This is a genomic window from Desulfovibrio sp. SGI.102 (assembly GCF_050314315.1).
Classification (GTDB): Bacteria; Desulfobacterota; Desulfovibrionia; order Desulfovibrionales; family Desulfovibrionaceae; genus Desulfovibrio.
Window position 1 is genome coordinate 1 of record NZ_JBNPNC010000006.1, and the last position, 20,975, is coordinate 20,975.

23 protein-coding genes, 1 tRNA gene and 1 pseudogene are annotated in these 20,975 nt (G+C 63.3%); 19 read left to right on the forward strand and 6 right to left on the reverse strand.

Features of this window, described 5'->3' with window-relative positions; translation table 11 throughout:
• Positions 1-295: 295 nt before the first annotated feature.
• From ACQRCJ_RS02590 to hisH, 3 genes are read right to left on the reverse strand one after another with little or no spacing between them, the layout of a single operon-like run.
• The gene (locus ACQRCJ_RS02590) at positions 296-1,072 is read right to left on the reverse strand and encodes a PP-loop family protein (RefSeq protein ID WP_303956167.1); all 777 of its coding nucleotides are present in this window, start codon (positions 1,070-1,072) and stop codon (positions 296-298) included.
• On the reverse strand, positions 1,066-1,845 hold the full coding sequence (hisF, locus tag ACQRCJ_RS02595; protein WP_303954424.1) for an imidazole glycerol phosphate synthase subunit HisF: 780 nt from the start codon (positions 1,843-1,845) through the stop codon (positions 1,066-1,068). The genes ACQRCJ_RS02590 and hisF overlap by 7 nt, the downstream gene beginning before the upstream one ends.
• Positions 1,838-2,476, reverse strand: a complete 639-nt coding sequence (hisH, locus tag ACQRCJ_RS02600) for an imidazole glycerol phosphate synthase subunit HisH (protein ID WP_006007168.1) — start codon at positions 2,474-2,476, stop codon at positions 1,838-1,840. The genes hisF and hisH overlap by 8 nt, the downstream gene beginning before the upstream one ends.
• A 314-nt stretch (positions 2,477-2,790) precedes the next feature.
• Here hisH and ACQRCJ_RS02605 point away from each other — a divergent pair, with 314 nt between their 5' ends.
• The 18 genes and pseudogenes from ACQRCJ_RS02605 to ACQRCJ_RS02690 form a co-directional block, all read left to right on the forward strand.
• Positions 2,791-3,669: a sulfite exporter TauE/SafE family protein gene (locus tag ACQRCJ_RS02605; RefSeq protein WP_297138788.1), complete on the forward strand. Its 879-nt coding sequence runs from the start codon at positions 2,791-2,793 to the stop codon at positions 3,667-3,669.
• Between the two features lie 292 nt (positions 3,670-3,961).
• Positions 3,962-4,792: a glutamate racemase gene (gene murI, locus ACQRCJ_RS02610; RefSeq protein WP_297138785.1), complete on the forward strand. Its 831-nt coding sequence runs from the start codon at positions 3,962-3,964 to the stop codon at positions 4,790-4,792.
• Between the two features lie 189 nt (positions 4,793-4,981).
• Positions 4,982-5,257, forward strand: coding sequence for an HU family DNA-binding protein (locus ACQRCJ_RS02615; RefSeq protein ID WP_419521735.1), 276 nt, complete (start codon positions 4,982-4,984; stop codon positions 5,255-5,257).
• Positions 5,258-5,494: 237 nt separating this feature from the next.
• A tRNA-Ser gene (locus tag ACQRCJ_RS02620) sits at positions 5,495-5,584 on the forward strand.
• Positions 5,585-5,758: 174 nt separating this feature from the next.
• The gene (locus ACQRCJ_RS02625) at positions 5,759-6,961 is read left to right on the forward strand and encodes a tyrosine-type recombinase/integrase (protein WP_427799321.1); all 1,203 of its coding nucleotides are present in this window, start codon (positions 5,759-5,761) and stop codon (positions 6,959-6,961) included.
• Positions 6,962-7,149: 188 nt separating this feature from the next.
• Positions 7,150-7,377, forward strand: a complete 228-nt coding sequence (locus ACQRCJ_RS02630) for a DUF4160 domain-containing protein (RefSeq protein WP_427799322.1) — start codon at positions 7,150-7,152, stop codon at positions 7,375-7,377.
• Positions 7,374-7,847, forward strand: coding sequence for a DUF2442 domain-containing protein (locus ACQRCJ_RS02635; RefSeq protein WP_278337796.1), 474 nt, complete (start codon positions 7,374-7,376; stop codon positions 7,845-7,847). The genes ACQRCJ_RS02630 and ACQRCJ_RS02635 overlap by 4 nt, the downstream gene beginning before the upstream one ends.
• Positions 7,848-8,370: 523 nt before the next feature.
• The gene (locus ACQRCJ_RS02640; RefSeq protein WP_303995247.1) at positions 8,371-8,994 is read left to right on the forward strand and encodes a hypothetical protein; all 624 of its coding nucleotides are present in this window, start codon (positions 8,371-8,373) and stop codon (positions 8,992-8,994) included.
• A 29-nt stretch (positions 8,995-9,023) separates the two neighbouring features.
• A complete protein-coding gene (locus tag ACQRCJ_RS02645) occupies positions 9,024-10,034 on the forward strand; it encodes a virulence RhuM family protein (protein ID WP_303995243.1) in 1,011 nt (336 codons plus the stop codon).
• 122 nt (positions 10,035-10,156) lie between these two features.
• Entirely contained in the window at positions 10,157-10,384 is a 228-nt protein-coding gene (locus ACQRCJ_RS02650) for a helix-turn-helix transcriptional regulator (protein ID WP_303995241.1), read from the forward strand.
• A 1-nt stretch (position 10,385) separates the two neighbouring features.
• The gene (locus ACQRCJ_RS02655) at positions 10,386-10,832 is read left to right on the forward strand and encodes a high-potential iron-sulfur protein (protein WP_303995239.1); all 447 of its coding nucleotides are present in this window, start codon (positions 10,386-10,388) and stop codon (positions 10,830-10,832) included.
• Between the two features lie 286 nt (positions 10,833-11,118).
• Entirely contained in the window at positions 11,119-11,319 is a 201-nt protein-coding gene (locus tag ACQRCJ_RS02660) for a hypothetical protein (protein ID WP_303995237.1), read from the forward strand.
• Entirely contained in the window at positions 11,309-11,845 is a 537-nt protein-coding gene (locus ACQRCJ_RS02665) for a hypothetical protein (protein ID WP_303995234.1), read from the forward strand. The genes ACQRCJ_RS02660 and ACQRCJ_RS02665 overlap by 11 nt, the downstream gene beginning before the upstream one ends.
• A complete protein-coding gene (locus ACQRCJ_RS02670) occupies positions 11,842-14,466 on the forward strand; it encodes a DUF927 domain-containing protein (protein WP_427799323.1) in 2,625 nt (874 codons plus the stop codon). Before ACQRCJ_RS02665 ends, ACQRCJ_RS02670 begins: the two co-directional genes overlap by 4 nt.
• A 186-nt stretch (positions 14,467-14,652) precedes the next feature.
• Positions 14,653-15,036, forward strand: coding sequence for a hypothetical protein (locus tag ACQRCJ_RS02675; RefSeq protein WP_427799324.1), 384 nt, complete (start codon positions 14,653-14,655; stop codon positions 15,034-15,036).
• Positions 15,029-15,379 (forward strand): hypothetical protein, encoded by a 351-nt coding sequence (locus tag ACQRCJ_RS02680; protein ID WP_303995226.1) that lies wholly within the window; start codon positions 15,029-15,031, stop codon positions 15,377-15,379. Before ACQRCJ_RS02675 ends, ACQRCJ_RS02680 begins: the two co-directional genes overlap by 8 nt.
• Positions 15,376-15,840, forward strand: coding sequence for an ERCC4 domain-containing protein (locus ACQRCJ_RS02685; RefSeq protein ID WP_321030859.1), 465 nt, complete (start codon positions 15,376-15,378; stop codon positions 15,838-15,840). The genes ACQRCJ_RS02680 and ACQRCJ_RS02685 overlap by 4 nt, the downstream gene beginning before the upstream one ends.
• Before the next feature lie 199 nt (positions 15,841-16,039).
• Positions 16,040-16,210 (forward strand): annotated as a pseudogene (locus tag ACQRCJ_RS02690) (HGGxSTG domain-containing protein); the annotation flags it as partial.
• A gap of 550 nt (positions 16,211-16,760) precedes the next feature.
• On the opposite strand, the gene ACQRCJ_RS02695 reads toward ACQRCJ_RS02690, so the two are convergent.
• Complete coding sequence (locus ACQRCJ_RS02695) at positions 16,761-16,976, reverse strand: hypothetical protein (RefSeq protein ID WP_427799325.1); 216 nt, start codon at positions 16,974-16,976, stop codon at positions 16,761-16,763.
• A 363-nt stretch (positions 16,977-17,339) separates the two neighbouring features.
• On the opposite strand from ACQRCJ_RS02695, the gene ACQRCJ_RS02700 reads away from it, so the two are divergent.
• Positions 17,340-17,960: a DUF4125 family protein gene (locus ACQRCJ_RS02700; protein ID WP_278337784.1), complete on the forward strand. Its 621-nt coding sequence runs from the start codon at positions 17,340-17,342 to the stop codon at positions 17,958-17,960.
• Positions 17,961-18,288: 328 nt separating this feature from the next.
• Here the strand turns inward: ACQRCJ_RS02700 and ACQRCJ_RS02705 are convergent, their stop codons facing one another.
• The gene (locus ACQRCJ_RS02705; RefSeq protein ID WP_168935577.1) at positions 18,289-18,660 is read right to left on the reverse strand and encodes a hypothetical protein; all 372 of its coding nucleotides are present in this window, start codon (positions 18,658-18,660) and stop codon (positions 18,289-18,291) included.
• A gap of 130 nt (positions 18,661-18,790) precedes the next feature.
• Positions 18,791-19,519: a DUF721 domain-containing protein gene (locus tag ACQRCJ_RS02710; RefSeq protein WP_300705505.1), complete on the reverse strand. Its 729-nt coding sequence runs from the start codon at positions 19,517-19,519 to the stop codon at positions 18,791-18,793.
• Positions 19,520-20,975 lie beyond the last annotated feature (1,456 nt).

The following is a 20,975-nucleotide window of genomic DNA, read 5'->3' on the forward strand; positions in this document are numbered from 1 at the left end:
CTAGCAGAGGGGTTCCCCCCTCAAACTTCCCCCTTCCCCAGCGCGCTTTCATAACAGGACATCCCTCCAGCTCATGGGAGGGCATATCCCTGTCAAAAACAAACGCGCCCGCGAGAACTCCGTCTCGCGGGCGCGTTTTATTTTTTCCGGGGAAAATATCCTCCCCCCTTCATCGGGGCGCCGGGAAGGCCTTCGTGTACCGGCAGCGACGGGAGGAGGCCCTACCCGTTGCACGATGCAGAAAGCTGCGGGCATCGACAGCAAAGATGAGGGGATTCCCCCAAAAACATCACGCTCAGCGGTCAAAAAAGCCGCTGACCGTCCCTTCTACCATCCCGGCCCCGCCAAAACCGTGGGCGTCCAGCACCTGCATGACCTGCGGCCGCAGGCCGTCAGGCAGCACGGCCGCCTGCAGGACGGGCTCCGGCGTCAGGCGCAGGCGAAAATCCCCCAGGCCGGGCAAGGCGGCCAGATCGGCCTCGGCAGCGGCCAGACGGGCCAGCAGGGCCGGTTCCGGGCTCATGCCGTAGGCCAGCCGGGTCAGCAGGCAGGGACGGGCGGCCTGCTGCGGGTCGTCCAGGCCCCAGGACGCGCCCAGATCGCGCAACTCCTGTTTGTGGAGCCCGGCCAGCGCCAGGGGCGAGAGAACGCCCGCCTCGCGCACGGCCCGCTGCCCAGGCCGGAAGGCGGTCAGATCGTCGGCATTGCTGCCGTCACAGAGGATGCGGCAACCGCCCGCGGCGGCCAGGGCGTCACGCAGACGGCGCATGAGGGCCCGCTTGCAGGCATAGCAGCGCTCCCGGCTGTTCACCGCCACTTCGGGCAGGGAAAGGGGATCGTGCCGCGCTTCCAGCAGGGGCAGCCCCTGCGCCCGGGCCCAGCGCCGCGCCGCCTCGCTCTCGGCCTGCGGCACATGCGGCCCCGTGGCGTGCAGGGCCAGCACGTCGCAGCCCGCACGCCGCAGGGCGAAACAGAGGAAACGGCTGTCCAGCCCGCCGGAAAAGGCCACGGCCAGCGGCCAGTGCCGCAGCACGGGCAGCAGGGCCTGCCAGCGGGCTTCGGGAGCTACCACGCCAGGCGGACCTTGGCGCCCTTCTCGGCCATGACTTCCTTGCACTGGCGGATGGTGTACTGCCCGTAGTGCACGATGGAAGCGATGAGCGCCGCCGAGGCACCGCCCTTGCTCACGGCATCGTACATATGTTCGGGCGCGCCCGCGCCGCCGGAAGCGATGACCGGGATGGACACGGCGTCCACGATGGCCCGGGTCAGGGTCAGTTCGTAGCCGTCACGGGTGCCGTCGGCGTCGATGGAGTTGACGCAGAGCTCGCCCGCGCCCAGTTCCTGGCATTGGCGCGCCCATTCGATGGCGTCGATGCCCATGCGACGGCGGCCGCCCTGGATGACGATCTCGTAGCCGGAGGGGATGCTCTCGCTCACGGGCACGCGCAGCACGTCCATGCCCACCACGATGGCCTGCGAGCCGAAAGCCGCCGCGCCGTCGGCCACCAGATCGGGATTGCGCACGGCCGCGGAGTTGATGGAGACCTTCTCGGCCCCGGCGTTGAGCACGGCGCGCATGTCGGCCACGGACGAGATGCCGCCGCCCACGCTGAAGGGGATGAAGATCTGCGAGGCCACGCGCTCCACCACGTCCAGGAAGATGCCGCGTTCCTCGGCCGAGGCCGTGATGTCGTAAAAGACGATCTCGTCCGCACCTTCCTCATAGTAGCGGCGGGCGCTCTCCACAGGGTCGCCGATGTCCACGTTGCCCTGGAACTTGATGCCTTTGGTCAGGCGGCCGGCGCGCACGTCCAGGCAGGGGATGACTCGTTTGCTAAGCATGGCGCACCTCGTCGCAGTAATCGTAGAAATTGCGCAGCACGGTCAGGCCGGGACGGCCGCTCTTTTCCAGATGGCACTGCACGGCCCACAGGCCGTCACGGCCGTAGACCGAGCAGAACTCCTTCCCGTAGACCGTGGTGGCCATGACCAGCTCGGGCGCGGGCTCCACATAATAGCTGTGGACGAAATAGAATTCCGCACCGGGCTCGATGCCGTGCAGCAGACGGCCCGGACGCACCACATCGAGGCTGTTCCAGCCCATATGCGGCACGGGGGCGGGGCTGCCGTCCTCTTCCTTCATATGATCGGGGAAGCGCACGCAGCGGCCGGGCACGATGCCCAGGGTGCGCACGTCGTTCTCTTCGCTGTGCTCCAGCAGGATCTGGCAGCCCAGGCAGATGCCCAGCAGGGGCTGGCCTTCGGCCACGGCACGGCGCAGCACGCTGTCCAGACCGGCGGAGGTCAGGGCCTCCATGGCCTGCCCGGCGGCGCCCACACCGGGAAAGATGATGCCCTGGGCCTGCTCCAGTTCCGCAGGATCGGCGGTGATGCGGCAGGGGATGCCCAGATGTTCCAGCGCACGGCGCACGCTGGTCTGGTTGCCTGCCTTGTATTCGAGAATGGCGAGCATGAAAAAATCCTTTGCTGCACGGTGATGGGAAAGCCTGAAATATACGCGTTTCGCCCGGCACAGGCAATGTGCCTCCGGGGGACGCGCTGCGTGACCGGGCCGCAGCCCCGGCCCTGCGGGGCCGGAGGGCCGCCGCATAGCCAAATTTATCACTATTTTATACAAAATAGTGATTAAAGTACCCTGAAAAATCACGCTTATTTTATTTTTATCTCTTTATTTTCCATAGGTTAGTAAAAAAATAAAACGTGACAAAAATATCCATATCAGTTTATTCTGCTTTTACCCCGTCGCACAACCTGTGGAGGTGGTCCATGTTCTTTCCCGTTTCCGGTATCGAGTGTCACCCCCTGGTGCCCGTCCTGGCGGCCATGGGCATCTCGTTCGTCACGTCCATGGGCGGCCTGTCGGGAGCCTTCCTGCTCCTGCCTTTCCAGATGAGCTTTCTGGGCTACACCAGCCCCGGCGTCAGCGCCACCAACCATCTTTTCAACGTGCTGGCCTGTCCCGGCGGCATCGTGCGCTATGCCCGCGAAGGGCGCCTGCTCTGGCCGCTGGCCCTGACCGTGGCCGTGGGCACCCTGCCCGGCATCGTGCTGGGCTCGCTGATCCGCGTCTACTGGCTGCCGGACGAGAGCCGCTTCAAGGTCTTTGCCGGTCTGCTGCTGCTCTGGATCTTCTGGCGCATGTTCCGCGACCTGCGCAGGCCCGCCGCGCCCGCCCGCAAGGGGGGCGGCATGGCCCGGATCCATGTGGAGCGCTGGGACCGGTCCCGCCTGGTCTTCACGTTCGGTGAGGCGCGGCACTCCGTCAGCTGCCCGCGCCTGGCGGCCCTCAGCCTGGGCATCGGCCTGGCGGGCGGCATCTACGGCATCGGCGGCGGCGCCATCCTTTCCCCCTTCCTGGTCAGTATCTTCGGCCTGCCCGTCCATGCCATCGCCGGGGCCCTGCTGCTGGGCACCTTCCTGGCCTCGCTGGCCGGAGTGCTGGGCTATGGCTTCCTGGGCCTGTTCTCCTCGCTGGACGGCATCGGCGCCGATCCCCTGCTGGGCCTGCTGCTGGGCCTGGGCGGGCTCATGGGCAGCTATCTGGGGGCGCGCTGCCAGCGCTTCGTGCCCGCGCGCCGCATCAAGTGGGGGCTGGCCCTGATCCTGCTCTTCACGTCCCTGCGCTATCTGTGGCAGGGATTCTAGCGGCCCGTACCGCCCGGCCGGCACGCCGGTATGACGCCCCGGGACAGGAGAAGTGCGTCCCGTAAGCCTCCGGCGCCCGTTTTCCCTTGCCCTGCCGCCTGAAAAAAGCCATCCTTCCGCAGTCGGGACATGGATGCCCCTGACCGGATGCCGTCGCCCTCCTCGGGGCACGCCCGGAAAGGAGGCCGCGTCCCGCCCTACCGGCAGGCAGGGGCGCCTTGCGCCCTTCTGTCCCCACAACGTGCCAGCCCGGGGAGTCCCCACCGGAGCCGTCCCCCATCGAAGGAACGTCATGAATCCCTCAGCTACCCTGCCCATCGGCATCTTTGATTCCGGCATGGGCGGCCTGACCGTGCTCAAAGCCATCTCCGGCCGCCTGCCCGGCGAGAACCTGCTCTACCTTGGTGATACGGCCCGCCTGCCCTACGGCACCAAAAGCCGCGACACCATCATCCGCTACACGCTCAAGGCTGCAGGACGCCTGGTGGACGAAGGCGTCAAGATGCTGGTGGTGGCCTGCAATACCGCCACCTCCGCCGCCCTGCCGGAACTGCGCGAACACTTCGCGCCCCTGCCCGTCCTCGGGGTCGTGCGCCCCGGTGCCGAGGCCGCCGTGGCCGCCAGCCGCAACAAGCGTATCGTGGTCATCGCCACCGAAGCCACCATCGCCGGCGGCGCCTACCAGCAGGCCATCGCCTCCCTGTGCCCCGAGGCCCGCGTCCAGGGCAGGGCCTGCACCCTTTTCGTGCCCCTGGCCGAGGAAGGCTGGATGGACGGCCCCATCGTCGAGGGCATCGCCAGCCGCTATCTGGGCGACCTGTTCTCCCCGGGACGGCCCGACAGGCCCGACACCCTGGTGCTGGGCTGCACGCACTTCCCCCTGTTCCGCGAAGCCCTGCGCCATGTGGTAGGCGATGACGTGCGCATCGTGGATTCGGCCGAGACCGCCGCTGTGGCCGTGGAGAACCGCCTGCGCGAGCTGGGTCTGCTGCGCGGGGAAGACGCCCCGGGCTCCCACCGCTTCATGACCACGGACAACGTGCTGCGCTTCATCCGCACCGGCAGCCTTTTCCTGGGGCACCCGCTCAAAAGCGCCGAAGTCAGCCTGGTGGACCTTTCCTGACCATCCGCTGATGCGTCCCGGGGCCGCCTCGCCCGAAAGCAATGCGAAAAGTATGCCCGAAAAGGCTCTGATGCCCGGAAAACTTTGATATATGGGCATTTTCCATTGACACGGGCCAAGCCCATAACGTATGGATGCCCTGTCTGGCCTACAGATTGAAACCCGAAACTCTTTTTTTGGAGTATAACGATGACCAAAGCTGAGCTTGTTGAAAAGATCCATGCCAAGGCCGGCCTGCCCACCAAAGCCAAGGCCGAAGAAGCCCTCGACGCCGTCGTGGCTGCTCTGCGCGAAGCCCTCGCTTCCGGCGAATCCGTGACCTTCACCGGTTTCGGCAGCTTCAGGGTGGTTGAGCGCGCCGCCCGCAAGGGTCGCAATCCCCGCACCGGCAAGGAAATCACCATCCCTGCCAGCAGGGTTGCCAAGTTCACCCCCGGCAAGGGCCTGAAGGACGCCATCAAGTAGTATTTCGCTCAGCGGATCCGGCGGCGTCCTCTTCCGGAGGGCGCCGCTTTTTTTATGGTCCGCCGGGCTCTCCGGCAGCTTGCCCTTTGCGCTCCGGGCCCAAAAGTGCTATATGCTTCTGGCTGTTCTGACGGGCAGGCCCTGCGCCGTGGCCCGACAGCCCGCAGACGAAGCACCGTCCCCGGCCATGATCGCCGCCCTCAGGGGGCTCAGGTGACGGCGCGGTCTGCTCCGCACGGAGGGGTGGCAGAGTGGTTGATTGCGGCGGTCTTGAAAACCGCTGAAGGTTCACGCCTTCCGGGGGTTCAAATCCCTCCCCCTCCGCCAAACTAAAGTTCACTAAAGTTCGTAGAAGTCCGCAAAGCCTTGAGCTGCGCGGACTTTCTTCGTTTTTGAGGTTCGTTGAAGTCCGCCAAGGTTCATAGACAGCCGCGAAAAGAGGGGGTACTTTTGTGGGGTATCTGAAAAAACATACCCCCTGTGAAACTAGGAGTACCCCCAATGCCCAAGAAACTGACGGATACCGCCATCAGGACGGCGAAGCCCAAGGAAAAGCCGTACAAGATGGCGGATGGTGACGGGCTGTATGTGCTGGTCAATCCAGGCGGCGGCAAGCTTTGGCGTCTCAAGTACCGCTTTGAGGGGAAGGAACGTCTCTTTGCCATCGGCGTCTATCCTGCCGTTTCCCTCAAGGAGGCGCGGGCCCGGGCGGTCACGGCAAAGGAAATGATCGCACGCGGCATAGACCCCTGTGCCGCACGCAAGGCAGCCAAGGCGGAAGCCCTCGCCAAGAGCCTGACCTTTGAAGTGGTGGCGCGGGAATGGCACAAGAAGAAGCTGGCGGGCTGGACGCCCAACCATGCCCGGCAGATCATCCGGCGACTGGAGACGCTGGCCTTTCCTGATCTTGGCAGCAGGCCCATTGCCGAGCTGGGGGCACCGGACTTTCTGGCTGTGCTGGGCAAGGTGGAGCGGCAAGGCCACCTGGAAACCGCTCGCCGCCTCGCGCAGATATGCGGACAGGTCACACGCTACGCCCGCCTTGCCGGGATGATCGTCGCAGATCCTGCAAGCCATCTGACCGAAGCCCTGACCACAAAGCCGGTGCGCCACCATGCCGCCATCACCGAACCGCAGGAGATCGGCGCCCTGCTCCGGGCCATAGATGACTATCCGGGGGACGTGTCCGTTTCCTTCGCCCTGAAGATCATGCCGTATGTCTTTGTCCGCTCCAGCGAGCTGCGGCGGGCCTCCTGGACGGAAATCGACCTGGACAAAGCGGAATGGCTGATACCTGCCGAACGCATGAAGATGCGGCGGCCCCACCTTGTTCCGCTTGCCCGGCAAGTGGTGGAGATGTTCCGCTCCCTGTACGCCATCACCGGCAACAGAGAGCTTGTCTTCCCCGGTACGGCCTCCGCAACACGCTGCATATCGGACGTTGGCCTGCTCAACGCCCTGCGCCGTCTGGGCTATGGCCGGGATGAAATGACCGTCCACGGCTTCCGCAGCATGGCCTCTACCCGGCTGAATGAAATGGGCTACCGCCCTGACGTGATCGAAGCCCAGCTTGCCCATGCTGAAAAGAACAGCGTGAGAGATGCCTACAACCGCGCCCAGTATGTGGAAGAGCGCCGCCGCATGATACAGGAGTGGGCCGACTACCTGGACAGCCTGCGGGACGGTGAAGGGGGTAACGAATAATGAGCCCCTGCCCTTGCCGGTGAATTGCCTACCTTGGCCGTTTTGGAGGTGTAAAAGGTGTAAAGGTGTAAGCGCCCTACAGCCACAAGGGTTTGCGGCTTACACCTTTCGGATTACACCTTTTTTGAAGGTGTAAAGGTGTAAGCGCAGGGCTTGTAATAGTGCAACCATTGCTCTATTATGGCGGCATGCCCACATTGAAACGCTTCCCATCCTTCAAGATCGAGATCCGTTACCGCGACCACCTGCCGCCCCATGTGCATGTTTTGTCCAGAGATCGGCGGGAAGTCCTGGTAGAGCTGGAGACGCTGGCCATTACCGGTAATATCCCCCGGCATGACCTTGCCGAGGTCCTGACATGGATCGCGGACAACAGGGGGGAGCTGATGACGATATGGAGGAACTACCACCCATGAGCAGATTTTTCTTTCCCGAATTGCAGGGGGTGGAGGCGCTGGCCCCCTATCGCCTGCGGACGCGCTGGAGCACCGGCGAAGTGCTGGACGTGGACGTGTCCGGGATACTCCACAGCCTGCCGGAGCTTGCCCCCCTGCTGGAGCCGGAGACCTTCGCCCTGGTGCATGTGGGGGAATGGGGCGGCACGGTGGAATGGTTTGACAGCGAGCTGGGCGCGGATAACGTCTATGCCTGGGCAAAGGAGCAGGCCGGGCAGCCAAGCCATGAGATGCTGGCGGCATGGATGAGGCGCAACGGCCTTTCCCTGACTACCGCCGCCGCTGCCCTGGGCATGAGCCGCCGCATGGTCTCCTATTACCGCACGGCCCGGAAGCCCATCCCCCGGCATGTGTGGCTGGCCTGTCTTGGATGGGAGGCGGCGGGATGCAAGGACGGCCTGCCCCTCTCCTTGCCGGGAAAGGTGGCCTGAGTTGCTGCCCTGATATTGAGCAATGTTGAACCGTGGCGGCCCGCCAGGGTGTGAATCCGTTTCACCCCCTTCCATTTTTCGGGGCTGAGAGGCGGCCCACCTCTGCCCGGCAAAAGGATCTGCGCAATATGCAGCCCCTTGGGCACTGCGCCCAACTTTGGGCTCAGTGAGTCGCCCACAGATCTGAATGCGTTGGCTATGCTCCGGGCATTGCTTGCGGGATGCTCCGGCATCGTGGGGGCATAGTCCGATTATGGCCCTGAGCTGAAATATCAGCGCAGCGGCCTTGAGGATAACCGGCCCAACTTTGGGGGCTACGGCAGGCCGCTGCGGTGATGGGCCGTAGCTGGATTTGTTGGACTTTTCCCCGGCTAGGCATGGCGTCATGAACCATGCCGGGGAGCAGTAACGCGAATCAGTCAAGGCGCGACACACGTTTGACCATAGACATGCACCAACGTATATTTAAGCACAATCCGCACAGAGGGGAGACAGTCTTAACAAAAGAGGTGCATTATCTTTTATGGACGGTGTTGTGTGTTTTGATGCTGAGAAAATCAAATTAGGCCTTTCAAAAGCCGCTGTGCACTTTGATGCCGGTACCCAATTAAAAATTTTCGATCTTCTTTGGGGCCGCCAGAGACCGCCAAAGCTCAAGCGGCCCTATATCCCGCCAACGCAATTCACTCATGCCCCAAGGCGAATGGGGCGCAATCCCAGGCGAAGGAATGCCGCACGTCCTGCGACATGCGGCAAGGATGATTCGCCTGGTGATGATGTTCCTCATGCCGTGTACCACGGCTGTACATTCAACATCGTCAATTCTGACCCCGCCCTTGCCGGTGAGCTTGCCGCCATGAAAGCGGAACTTGAGCAGGCCCGGCAAGAGAAGGCCGCCTTGCAAGCTGAGCTGGAGAAGATCCGGCATGGCCAAGAGCCAGCCGATCTTGAAAAGCACGGCCTTTGCGGGCGCATCATCATGTGGCGGAGCGAAGGAAAGACGGAGGAGGAGATAGCGGCCATCCTATCCGATGCCGGCAAGTGGTGTTCCGCTGCCCAGATCGGGGCGCTGCTGTATCTCAAGGAAGGACGCGTTTCCAAAGACGCCATGCAGAAGCATGGGCAACGCCTCTTGGGCACGGCCTGACATCCCCAGAATCCCCAAAAGGAACCAGCATGGACAACACGTTTCACTTTCTGATGTACCGGGCTGCGGATCAGGATGTTTCAATCAATGCCGTTATCCGTGATGAAACCATCTGGCTAACGCAGAAGGCCATGGCCGATCTGTTTGGCGTACAATCGCCATCCATCAGCAAGCATCTAAAGAACATCTTTGCAGAGGGGGAATTGGATGAAAAAGTGGTTGTTTCCAAAATGGAAATAACCACTCACCACGGGGCACTTCCTGACAAGACCCAAACGAGAGAGGCCTTTTGCTACAACCTGGACGCCATTATATCCGTTGGCTATCGGGTGAACTCTCGCCGGGCTACCCAGTTCCGTATCTGGGCTACCGGAGTGCTCAAGGAGTACATGATCAAAGGCTTTGCCATGGATGACGAACGCCTCAAACAGGGACGGACGGCTTTTGGCAAAGACTACTTCCGGGAACTGCTGGAGCGTGTCCGCTCCATCCGAGCCAGTGAACGCCGCATATGGCAGCAAATCACAGATGTTTTTGCGGAATGCAGCCTAGACTATGACCGGCACGCGCAGGTGACACGTCAATTCTATTCTATGGTGCAGAACAAGTTCCACTATGCCATCACCGGCCAGACATCTGCTGAGATCATCTATACCGGCGCTGATCGGACCAAAGAGCATATGGGGTTGACCACTTGGAAGAATGCCCCGGATGGGCGTATCCTGAAGTCCGACGTGACCATTGCCAAGAACTATCTGACAGAACAGCAGATCAAACAGCTTGAAAGGGCGGTCTCCGGTTACTTTGATTATATCGAAGACCTCATAGAACGGGAAAACACGTTCACCATGGAAGAGTTTGCGGCCAGCATAAACGAGTTCCTCACCTTCCGGCGCTACAAAATCCTGCCGGACAAGGGCAGAATATCCAGAGAACAGGCCGTTACCAAAGCTGAAACAGAATATGCCGTCTTCAACAGGACGCAACAGATCACGTCTGACTTTGACAGGGAAGTGCGCAAGATGCTGAAGCAATCATAGGACCCCCTGCCCGTTGTCCTGGGCAGGACAGGCATTTGTCCCACCCTGTCCTACCTTGTGTCCTACCATACTGCCTCTTGTAACCTCCGGGAAAGTCCAATTTCATCCCCGGAGGTTTTTTCATGCCCGCTACTGTCCAAAGCTCCCCCGCCCCTGTCCTGCCGGAAACCGGATTTCTGCGCCTGGCCGATGTGCTGCGGTTCGTCCCTGTCTGCCGGACTGCCTGGTACAACGGTGTGAAGTCCGGGCTGTTTCCCCAGCCCGTGGCCCTGGGCAAGCGTGCCCGCGGCTACCGCGTGGAGGATGTGCGTGCCCTGATCGACCGTCTCAATGCCGGACAGGGGGCGTAGCATGACCCAAAAGAAAAGCCCCCGATGCTTGGCGGCGGTGGGGGCAGATCAGAAAGGCGGCAAGGAGTTTCTTGCTTCCTCTGATCTTGCCACACCTGCCCACCCCGCACAAGCCGAATGCTGCGCCAATTGCCAGTTTTTCCGCCGCGTGGCCCTGGCCTCCAGCCATGATCGCAAGCTCTGCATGATGACCGGTTCAAAGCTCACCACCGCCGCCGGGTGGTGTGACCTGTTCGCGCCCGGCAAGTGGGAAGAGACCTGGGCCGATCCTGCACCGGCCCCCCGTCAAAGCTGGCTCTGCCGTGTCTATAGGCATGGCATCGTGCCGTCCTTCCGGGCCGCCGTCATCGGCCTTGTGGGATGCCGTTCCCATTACCTGCCGGACGGTCGCGGCTGGCCTGTCCTCTGCCCCGGCTTCAAGGTGAAGGAGGGCTGCCATGTTGCGTAGCAACACCGCTGAACGTCTGCGGGCCTTGACGCATGCCCTTGTTTCCGGCATGGTTGAGGCCCCTAACAACACAAGGCGTAACCGTCGCCTTTGCCGTGCCCCACACGGTGAAAAGAGCGGTCTTTTTTGTTTCGTCAGCATTCCCGCTACAGGTGCATCCTGTGAGCGGCGCTACATATCGACGGGACACGTCCAGTATCCGCGAGGACTGGCGGCCTTGTGTTGGCCGGGGAGCGTGTCCCGTCTTTTTTTGTACCCTCAATCCCTCAAACAACACAGGTGCTCCATGCATTCCATCCCCCTTTTCCGCTCCGCGTCCTGCGGTGGCCGTGCGTCCCTGTCCTTCCTTCTTCGCAAGCTGGCCCGTGCCGGTGAGACCGCAGCCCTGGTGGCCCTGCTGGGCACGCCGCTGTCCACGTCGGCCCGTGTGCGCTGGGCCATGCTCGGCCATGTCCTGACCGTGGTGGAGGTGCGCCATGCTGCGTAGTTCCCTTCCTACCCTGATGACCGAAGACCAGTTGTCCGCCGTCAAGGCGGCCCTGACCGCCGCCGCTGCCAGCAATCCTTGCGGCGAAGAACAGGCGGCCCGCTATGAGATGCTTCTCGATGAACTGCTGGAGGAATGGGGGGCCACCTCCCTGCGCCAGTTGCCCGCCGCCAGCTTCCGGCATGTGCTGAACTGGTGCGCCCAGCGATCCTTGCCGGATGAACGCGGCAAGCTGGAGCGCCACGCACAAGCCGCCCTGGATGACCTGAAGGCGGCGGCCCATGCCCTTCATGAGTACCGGGACGCCCTGCGTGGTGTGCGGACCGTGGCCGGTGAGCTGCTGCCCCTGCTCATGGGACGCCTGTCCCTGCCGGGTAATGCGGGCGGTCTGCTGGTGGATGCTTTGGACGGTGAACTTGCCGCCCTGGATCGCGAGCTGGTGGCAACCAAAGACCGGGGAACCGGCATGGCCCTGGGCCTGCTGCGGCTGGCCCGTGGTCTGGATCAGCAGGAGGTGCGCGAATGAGTGACGACATTTTGAACGCCTTCACGGAAAGCCTGCGCGCCGCCGGGCTGGTGGTGGAGCACGTCCGGACGGACGGCCACCTGCACCGCTGCGGCACCACGGACAGACCGCGCGGCACGGACGGGGCCTACCGCATCCATCTGGACGCCCCGGCCTGCTGCTGGTGGAAGAACTGGCGGACCGGTGATGAAGGATCACACACGACCAAGCCGGAAAAAGACCTTACCCCTGCCGAGCGCAAGGCCCTGCGGGAGCGCATCGCCGCCGCCCGGAAGGAGGCCGAAGAGGAACAGGCCACGCGCTGGGCCGCGTCTGCCAAGCTGGCCCGGACCATTTGGGATGCGGCGGGCAGTGCATCGGATGCACACCCCTACTTGCAACGGAAAGGCGTCCCTGCCCTTGCCGGTATCCGGCAACGTGAATGGCGGGGCGTAACGGAGCTTCTGCTGCCCGTTCTGGATGCATCCGGCCAACTGGTGAGCTTGCAGTTCATCTTGCCGGAAAAGCCTGCTGAGGGGGCGGACAAGCGCTTTCTGAAGGGTGGCAGGACGGCGGGTGGCTACTGCCCCATCCCGGCAAAGGACGGGAGCAAGGACGCCCCCCTGCTCATAGCGGAGGGCTACGCCACCGCTGCAAGCCTGCACCTTGCCACGGGCCACGCCTGCCTTGTGGCGTTCAATGCCGGGAACCTCCTGCCCGTGGCCCGCATGGCCCGGGACAAGTACCCCGACAGGGAGATCATCCTTTGCGCCGACAACGATTGTGGCGGCGGTGGGGACAGAAACCCCGGTGTGGAGGCGGCAACCAGGGCAGCGCAAGCCATCGGTGGCACGCTGGCCGTCTGCCCCGCCCTGGACGGCAGTAAGGCGGACTTCAACGACCTGCACACGGCCCGGAGCCTTGAAGCGGTGCGCAGGGTGATAGAGGAGGCCCGCCGGAAAACCTTCGCCGTCCATCTGCCAGAAGGCTTTTTCATCCGGGAAACCGGCAAGCATCCGGGCCTGTTCAAGGTGGAGACGAAGGGGGATGATAGCTTTGACCTGCGCATAGGGCCGCCGCTGCGGATCATCGGCAAGACCTTTGATGACGTGTGGGAGAACTGGGGCACGCTCATGACCTGGAAAGACCCGGCCGGGACGGAACACCGCTGGGCATTGCCGGATGACCTGTTGCAGGGACAGGGGCGCGAGTATGCCCAGATCCTTGCGCGTGGCGGCTACTCCATCGCCCCCGGACAGGCGGCCAAGTTCGCCGCATTCATCCAGGGCGTGCGGACGGATCGCTTTGTGACCTGCGTTCAGCGCATCGGCTGGCATTCCGATGCCTATGTCATGCCTGACGTAGCCTATGGCGTCCCTGCGGATACCGTCGTGCTCCAGTCCGCCCGGCATGCGAAGATGTTCAGGACGGGCGGCATGCTGGATGGCTGGCGCGAGATCCCCGGCCTGTGCGCGGGCAATTCCCGTCTTGTCTTCGCGCGGTGCCTCGCCTTTGCCGGGCCCCTGCTGCGCCTGTCCGGCATGGAGGGGGGCGGCTTCAGCTTTGAGGGCGGCTCATCCTCCGGCAAGACCACGGCCTTGCAAATAGCCGCTTCCATCTGGGGCGGGCCGGAGCATGTGCGCTCATGGAGGACGACGGACAACGCGCTGGAAGGCGTGGCGGCGCTCCACAATGACAACGTGCTGATCCTGGACGAGGTGGGGCAGGTGGGGGCGGCGGCGCTGTCTGAGGCCGCCTACATGCTGGCAAACGGACAATCCAAGGGCCGCGCCGCCCGCGACGGTACACCCCGCGCCCTGCTGACGTGGCGGCTGCTCTTCCTGTCATCCGGTGAGCTGGGGCTTGCGGACAAGCTTGCGGAGAACGGTCTGAAGTCCAGAGGCGGCCAGGAAGTGCGCTTTGTGGGCCTGCCCGTGGACAAGGCCATGCTGACGGATTTTCACGGCCTGCCGGACGCCGGGGCCGTTGCCGACCGCCTCAAGATGCTTTGCGCCGAACACTACGGACATGCCGGGCGGGCCTTCCTGCAATGGCTGTGCGCCCATCGTGAGGAAACCGGCAAGGATATACAGGCCAGCATCCCCCTGATCGTGGACAGTATTTGCCCGCCGGACGCCACGGAACAGGTGCGACGGGTGGCAAAGCGCTTCGCTCTTGTCCTTGCCGGTGGCCTGGCCGCCCAACGGGCCGGGCTGCTGCCCCCTGATATGGAGATCTTGCCCCACGTCCAGAGCTGCCTTGACGACTGGCTTGAGGCCAGGGGCGGGGCCGGAGCCGCTGAAGATGCCGCCATCCTTGCGGCGGTGCGTCTGTTCATCGAGCAGCACGGGGCAAGCCGCTTCCAGGACATGGACACCAACGTCGCCACCTGTATCAATCGTGTTGGTTTCCGGCAAAAGAGGGCGGACGGCATGACGGAGTACCTGATCCTGCCGGAGCCCTTCCGGGCAGAGGTGGTCAAGGGCTACTCCCCACGCCGGGCCGCCGCCGTGCTGCGTGATGCCGGATGGCTGCGCAGGAACGGCAACAAAAACTCCGCTGTCTGTACGCTTCCTGATATGGGACAGCGGCGCGTATACGCTGTCACCTTGCCGGAAGATCGAGAAAACGAGGATGCGTAAACCTGCCCCGCCGTTTTCCGGCGTGTAAGACGTGTAAAGGTGAAAAATCCTACATCCATAAGAGTTTGCGGGCAAATACCCTACTTACACCTTGCTTACACCTTTACACCTTTTACACCTTCAAAACGGTCTAGGTAAGGGCAGCACTGAAAAGGACGTACCGAAGGAGGCACGGACATGGAGACCATGAACGATACCATATATCCGGGGCAGGAGTTTTTCCGCATCGTCCACGAGGGGGAGCGGGCCGGGCTGTACAGGGTGGAGGTGCTGGCGACCGGCAAGGAAGAGGCAACGCTGCTGGGGGCGCCCCTCATAGTGAAGGTGGTGGCCGATGCAGCAGTGGACGGCAGGGCGCTGGCTATGGAGTGGCTGGATCCCAACGGCACACGGCACACACTCACCTTGCCGGAAAAGATGCTTGGCGGACGGCGGATCAGGCCCATCGTCAGGCGGATGGTTCGCGGCGGGTGGCGGTGCTTCCTGCTGGGGAGAGAATCCATATTGATGTTCTCCCGCTTCCTGGTGGCGGCATGGAACACGGAACGGGGGGCGGGCGGCCATGCGTGAAGGCCTGTTCGACGCGGTGCTTGCCTCCCTTCATGACAGGGGGCGGGACCTTCAAAAAACCTCATGTACACGGCAGGGGGAGCAGCCGCCACAAGGGCATCCATGGCCGGTACTGCACGAGCTGAACGAGACATACCAGGTGGGGGCGCTGCCTGCCGATGATGACAGCGGTCTTGTCCTCTATCCGGCGGCGGGCCTGCTGCGATCCGAGAAGCTGGCGGCCCTGCGCTATGCCCGGAACAATATTGAGGCCCTGCTGCATAATCTGGCTCTGGAGCATCTGCCCCGGCAAGTGTGGCTGGCTGTACCTGATACATCCAAAGGGGGGCGGCGGTGCGCGTGATTGTGGATAGCAGGGAACAGGCTCCCTTTCCCTTCCGGGGGCCGCGCTATGAAGGCGTGACGGTGGAGGTGGGAGCCCTGAGCGTTGGCGACTATTCCCTTGCCGGGCTTGCTGACAGGGTGGCGGTGGAGCGCAAGAGCCTGCCGGATCTTGTCATGTGCCTGGGCAGGGAGCGGGAACGCTTTGAACGTGAGCTTGCCAGAGGGGCGGCACTGGACGCCTTCTGTGTGGTGGTGGAAGCGAGCTGGGCCGATCTGGCCGGGGGGCAGTACCGCAGCAGGATGAACCCGCATGCGGCCTGCCAGAGCGTGGCGGCATTCATGGGGCGCTACCGCTTGCCCTTCCTCTTTGCCGGAAGCCGCCCCGCCGCCGAATACTGCACATGGTCTTTCCTCCGGCAATATCTTGAGGGGGCCCGGAAGAGGTTGGCCGCCATCGTGAAAGCCCATGACGCGGCTTAAAAGTCAACGGCTTGTCAACGGTGTTGACCTCAAAAAAAGGAGGGGCGGGATGCACGGCAAGGCGGTTCGAAGCAAGTCGGAAGCAAGAAGTATTGATGACCTGTGGGCCAACATCAGACGGCTTACGGCACAGGAAGAACGCGAGGTACCGCCGCCCCCGCCCCGTACCTTGCCGGGCCAGACATGAGGCGCCAAGACCAGGGCCGGGACGCCCTGCAAGAGGAAAGACCTGTACGGCAATGGACGGTGCCGCCTGCATGGCGGGCTCTCCACCGGGCCAAAGACCGAAGAGGGAAAGCGGCGCTCCGCTGCCAACGGGAAATGTCCCAAGCGGAAGCGCAGGATAGATAGGGGAAAGCCAAGCCCATGAGTGGGGTGGGAAAAGTTGGTATCGGCAGCCAGAGGAGCAGGGAGCAAACGCAATACCTGCCGGAGAAGAAAACCTTGCCGGCGGCGGTGATACGGAAGACGGCAATGCAAACGCAAGACCTGAACGCAAGAGATCAAGGGGCGTCCAAACTGTGGACACCCTGAGACAGCCCCAGAGGGCAACAACGGGCCGGATGCTATGAAGCGTCCGGCTTTCTTTGTTTCAAGGCTCTACGGGGCCATTGCGGGCCATGACGGACTGGAAGGGACAACGAAAGACAGGACGGGCAATCATCCGGCAAGCACGGACAACTTGGGGCCTGCCCGGATCAGTCGGGATATTTCGGGACAAGCCGGGATGATCCAGGACGGGCGGGGATCATGGCGGACAGCCAGGGGCCGGGGGAGACAATGACCGGCAAGGAGAGAGGATACCCTATGCATACGGTATCCATACCCATCCATGCCCTTCAATCGTGCTACTGTACTGTTACACCTTCCGGCAAAACTGAATTCAAAAACAAAGCTTTCCACCATTTCATACTAAAATACTAGGTATCATAATTCCAATAGGTTATAGAAAATTCTTTCCCCTTGCCGGTCGCTTCTTTTGAGCTGATGTACCCCTGCTGATACGGGTGATTTTTGGGTAAACGTGGCACGCTGTCCCTGCCGGGCAGGAAGGGTAGCAAATGAAATGCGACCCTTGTAGCCAACGTCGGGACGGTAACGCCACCAAATTTGGTTGCGTTGACCTGATCCGGCATGTGGGCTGTTGGTCGCGGTGATGGCAGCAGGGGGCTACCTCAAAAAAAAGCCCTTCCTCTTGCCGGACATTCCCCCGGATGTTATGCATGGCCCATGCCATAAGCAGGGCAAAAAGGGGCAGCAAAATTTTTTGGGGGTACATTTGGGGGTATGAGGCATTTTGCTGCACACAATAAGATAGTATTTTCAGCATGTTATTATGTAAGATAGTATCCCTCCCCCGCCACGTGCTGACACGAGGGCGTCCTGCTTCCGGCAGGGCGCCCTTTTTTCATTATCCCGGCCACGCCGGGAAAACTTCGCTTGCTGAAGATGGCCGGATGGCCGCGATGCCCGCGCCCCATCCCGGCCAAGGAGACGCTATGGAACACAAGACCCTTGTAGATGCCGTGGTCACAGCCGAATGGGAAATGTTCAGCAATGTGCAGAACGTGGGCGGCAAGGCCTCCTGCCAGATGGATCCCAAGACCTTCCGCATCATGCGTTCCAGCCAGATGGACAACTGGGACGACGAACTGCTGGGCAGCTATCTGGAAGACCTGCTGAATGCCCGCCTGGAAGGCCGCAACCTGGTCACGGAAAAATACGCCCGCATGATGGAATCCACCTTCCCCGAAGAATATGCCCAGCTGGCCGACAGCCTGCCGCCGCTGGATCCTGAGGCCATGGCCCAGGTGGACGACATCGTGGCCGCCCATGTGGCCTGGAAGGAAGACCTCGACAGCCGCTTCCCCTCGCTGGCTGACAGGGGCCGCCCCCTGCGCAGCCGTGACGACCGTCCGGGCTGGGTCTCCATGGAGACCTACCTGCGCGCGGAACTGCGCACCTATTCCCCCAAAACTATCGCTCTCTATCATCGGGCCACCATGGAACGTCTGCGCAAGGGCGAAAGCGAAGCCGAACAAAACCTGCTCCATCAGGTGCAGCAGTACGGCTTCGAGGACATCGAGAGCGCGGAAAAGCATTTCAGCGCCCGTCGCTGAGGCCACCGACAGCGCCTGACGTCGCCCCGCCGGGAGCCGTCCCGACGATGCGCTTTCGGCAGGGGCACTGCCGCTCTTGAAAAGGCTGCGCCTTCAAAGCCCCGGGAGGAACAGGCTCCGGCCTCCCCCCTGGGGATGGGCATCTGCCCGGCGAACCTCTTGGACTTGCCGGGGCTCGCCATGAGGGCTGAAAATCAAAAGAGCCACCCGTATGGGTGGCTCTTTTGATTTGTATGACCGGTACAGAAACAGAGGCCGCAAAAACGAAAAGGGATGCTTCCGAAGAAGCATCCCTTTCCTCTCTTTTCGGGGAAAAAACGGACGGCGGCTAGGCGTTGGCAGCCTTGAGCATTTCTTCCACCATGGCAAGGCTGGTCGCGTTCCGGGCATCCATGCCGCACAGACCGCGCACAGCCAGCATCAGCAGAGTAATGGGCATGCGCACTTCAGCTTTGCCGTTATGGATGATGCAGGTCTGGTCCTGCACCTTCAGGCGATAAGCCCGGCGGCTGTGTTCTTCCGCCCCGGTGCGCATGATGTAGTAGATCTGGTCCTTGTTCTCCGTCACATACAGCTTCTGGCGGCACAGCACGCCATGCTCCTCGTCATACCAGGAACACTCGGAGGAAAGGCTTCCACGAAAGCGCATGTCCTCGCCATTATCGTGCTTGAGGCTGATATTTTCCAGCGTATCCTGCATGGCACCCTCCCCTTGAGCTGCAGCGTGACGGCAGCCACAGCGACAAAGCAGCAAGGCCAGCACGACACCGGCTGACCCTAGCATCGCAAGAAAAGCTTTGTCAATCCCGCCTCCCGGCGGCTCCAGCCCGTCATTTGCGGGGATCGGGCAGCTCCATGCCCAGGAAGCGGGCATAGCAGCGGGCCACGGCCGATTCGGGATCCATGAGCCCCAGACTGGCCCCGGAAGGCGCGGGGACCTCTTCCTTCGGACGCCCGGCGGAGCGCTCCAGCACCGGGCTGGGCGCATCCAGATCCTGATGGTCCAGCATCAGGGAGACCTTCACCGCCGTGAAGAAATCCTCCTGCAGGAACTCATTGACCCGGCGCACGATCTCCGGCCCCATATAATAGAGCTCCTGCAGCAGCACGGCGTCTTCGGCGCCGATAAGCAGCTTGTCGTCATGGTGGCCCAGCGGACGGGCCAATGGCGCCAGATCCGGCCCCAGCACGGCATCCCAGCTGCGCCACAAGCGGCTCAGCTTCGCCTGCTCCGGGGACGCGCCCAGAGAGATGAAAACCTTTTCCAGCACGCTCCCTGTCCGTGCCGGGCCGTGCCATTCCTCGAAGCGGGCCTCGTGCCCGGGTTCGGTGCTGCGCCGCCGCGTGATCCACGCCCGCGGGCGCGGGGCCTCCGCTGCGTCGGCCTGTGCCTTCTTTGCTGTCCGGCGTTTCCTCCCGCCCGTATCCGTCGGCGGCGGCAGCACGACCAGCGAGTCTTTGCGCCGTGCCGCCCGGTCTTCCTCCGCTTCCAGCCCGGCATCGAAACGGGACTGCATGTCCGCGGCCCACTGCCGGAACGCGGCCTCGCGCCGCCCCATGCCTGTCCCGGAAGACGGTACAGGACAAGGGGCCCCGGCTACAGGGGACGCTGCGGGCCGGGCAGTCCCGTTTGCCTCCCCTTCTGCGCGGTGTCCGGCAGATGCGGAAGAAACAGCCCCCGGTACGGGAGCAGGGCTTCCCTCCGGCATGCGCACATCTCCAAGGGGTACGGCTGGTGACGCTCCCCCCTGTCCTCCGGCCCTCGGCACGGGAGCGTTCCCGCTGCCGGCTACCGGCGCTGCTGTCGTGCCGCCCCCACGGCGGCGCCCGGGTGAGCTTTTGCCCTCTGCAGGTGTGGCTTCGGGGGCGGGAGCAACAGGAGTCGCCGCAGCAAAGGGGGCCGCTGCCGGTACGGGCTCAGGAAAAGAAGCGGCCGGGACCGTCTCCGTACCACGGGCCGCCGTCCGGGCGGACGACGCTTCCCTATCCGGAGGAGCGGGGAAATCATCCCAATCATCGTCCCCGGGCAGCACCACCAGACCGCCGCCCGATGACGACAGGCCGTATTCCGCAGCCAGACGATCCGCTTCGGCAGCCAGTGCCGCCGCATCCATGGGTCGTTCCGCAGGCTGTCGCTCCGGTACCGGCGCTGTGGTCGGACCGGCTTCCCCCGCGGATGCGGGCGTGGTTGCAACAGCCTTCTTGCGGCCGCGCCCGCCGGATGCGGCTGGATGCCCCACGCGGGAAACAGCTCTCCGCCCTGCGGCAGGCTGGGGCAGCCCCGCATCAGGCACAGCGGCCTCCGCATCAGCTGCATGCCGGACAGCGAAAGATCCCTCTGACGGTGGGGCCATCTGTGCGACAGCCTCGGCCACGGGAACCGGCCCGTCCTCGGCCACAGGTGCAGCCTTCGGACTGCCCGCACGACGACGTTTGGGGGAGCTTTTTGCCGCCGCAGGTGTGGCTTCGGGGGCGGGGGCAACAGGAGCCGCCGCAGCGAAGGGCGCCGCTGACGGTACGGATTCAGGAAAAGCAACGGCCGGGACCGTCTCCGTACCACGGGCCGCCGTCCGGGCGGACGACGCTTCCCTATCCGGAGGAGCGGGAAAATCATCCCAGTCATCGTCCCCGGGCAGCACCACCAGACCGCCGCCCGATGACGACAGACCGTATTCCGCAGCCAGACGATCCGCCTCGGCAGCCAGTGCCGCCGCATCCATGGGACGTTCCGCAGGCTGTTGCTCCGGTACCGGCGCTGTGGTCGGACCGGCTTCTCCTGCGGATGCGGGAGTGGTCGCAGCAGCCTTCTTGCGGTCGCGCCCGCCGGAAGTGGGGGCACGCCCGGCACGGGAGACGGCTCTCCGCCGTGCGCCGGAGTGAGGCTGATCCTCTCCCGGCACGGATGCTGCCGCCTCCACAGCGGACTGGCCAGCAGAAGACTTCACTACCGGTGGTGAGGCCTCCTGTGCGACAGACCCGAACGCGGGAGCCGGCTCGGTAGCGGGAACTGCCCCG

What these genes read in the sequence shown, in the direction of transcription:
- ACQRCJ_RS02655 (WP_303995239.1), top strand. Translation starts at nt 10,386, where the DNA reads ATGACCCAAAAGAAAAGCCCCCGATGCTTGGCGGCGGTGGGGGCAGAT.
- ACQRCJ_RS02615 (WP_419521735.1), top strand. Translation starts at nt 4,982, where the DNA reads ATGACCAAAGCTGAGCTTGTTGAAAAGATCCATGCCAAGGCCGGCCTG.
- ACQRCJ_RS02635 (WP_278337796.1), top strand. Translation starts at nt 7,374, where the DNA reads ATGAGCAGATTTTTCTTTCCCGAATTGCAGGGGGTGGAGGCGCTGGCC.
- ACQRCJ_RS02670 (WP_427799323.1), top strand. Translation starts at nt 11,842, where the DNA reads ATGAGTGACGACATTTTGAACGCCTTCACGGAAAGCCTGCGCGCCGCC.
- ACQRCJ_RS02680 (WP_303995226.1), top strand. Translation starts at nt 15,029, where the DNA reads ATGCGTGAAGGCCTGTTCGACGCGGTGCTTGCCTCCCTTCATGACAGG.
- ACQRCJ_RS02675 (WP_427799324.1), top strand. Translation starts at nt 14,653, where the DNA reads ATGAACGATACCATATATCCGGGGCAGGAGTTTTTCCGCATCGTCCAC.
- hisF (WP_303954424.1), bottom strand. Translation starts at nt 1,845, where the DNA reads ATGCTTAGCAAACGAGTCATCCCCTGCCTGGACGTGCGCGCCGGCCGC.
- ACQRCJ_RS02665 (WP_303995234.1), top strand. Translation starts at nt 11,309, where the DNA reads ATGCTGCGTAGTTCCCTTCCTACCCTGATGACCGAAGACCAGTTGTCC.
- ACQRCJ_RS02645 (WP_303995243.1), top strand. Translation starts at nt 9,024, where the DNA reads ATGGACAACACGTTTCACTTTCTGATGTACCGGGCTGCGGATCAGGAT.
- ACQRCJ_RS02625 (WP_427799321.1), top strand. Translation starts at nt 5,759, where the DNA reads ATGCCCAAGAAACTGACGGATACCGCCATCAGGACGGCGAAGCCCAAG.
- ACQRCJ_RS02710 (WP_300705505.1), bottom strand. Translation starts at nt 19,519, where the DNA reads ATGGGGCGGCGCGAGGCCGCGTTCCGGCAGTGGGCCGCGGACATGCAG.
- ACQRCJ_RS02605 (WP_297138788.1), top strand. Translation starts at nt 2,791, where the DNA reads ATGTTCTTTCCCGTTTCCGGTATCGAGTGTCACCCCCTGGTGCCCGTC.
- ACQRCJ_RS02650 (WP_303995241.1), top strand. Translation starts at nt 10,157, where the DNA reads ATGCCCGCTACTGTCCAAAGCTCCCCCGCCCCTGTCCTGCCGGAAACC.
- ACQRCJ_RS02700 (WP_278337784.1), top strand. Translation starts at nt 17,340, where the DNA reads ATGGAACACAAGACCCTTGTAGATGCCGTGGTCACAGCCGAATGGGAA.
- hisH (WP_006007168.1), bottom strand. Translation starts at nt 2,476, where the DNA reads ATGCTCGCCATTCTCGAATACAAGGCAGGCAACCAGACCAGCGTGCGC.
- ACQRCJ_RS02640 (WP_303995247.1), top strand. Translation starts at nt 8,371, where the DNA reads ATGGACGGTGTTGTGTGTTTTGATGCTGAGAAAATCAAATTAGGCCTT.
- ACQRCJ_RS02705 (WP_168935577.1), bottom strand. Translation starts at nt 18,660, where the DNA reads ATGCAGGATACGCTGGAAAATATCAGCCTCAAGCACGATAATGGCGAG.
- ACQRCJ_RS02630 (WP_427799322.1), top strand. Translation starts at nt 7,150, where the DNA reads ATGCCCACATTGAAACGCTTCCCATCCTTCAAGATCGAGATCCGTTAC.
- ACQRCJ_RS02695 (WP_427799325.1), bottom strand. Translation starts at nt 16,976, where the DNA reads ATGCCGGATCAGGTCAACGCAACCAAATTTGGTGGCGTTACCGTCCCG.
- murI (WP_297138785.1), top strand. Translation starts at nt 3,962, where the DNA reads ATGAATCCCTCAGCTACCCTGCCCATCGGCATCTTTGATTCCGGCATG.
- ACQRCJ_RS02660 (WP_303995237.1), top strand. Translation starts at nt 11,119, where the DNA reads ATGCATTCCATCCCCCTTTTCCGCTCCGCGTCCTGCGGTGGCCGTGCG.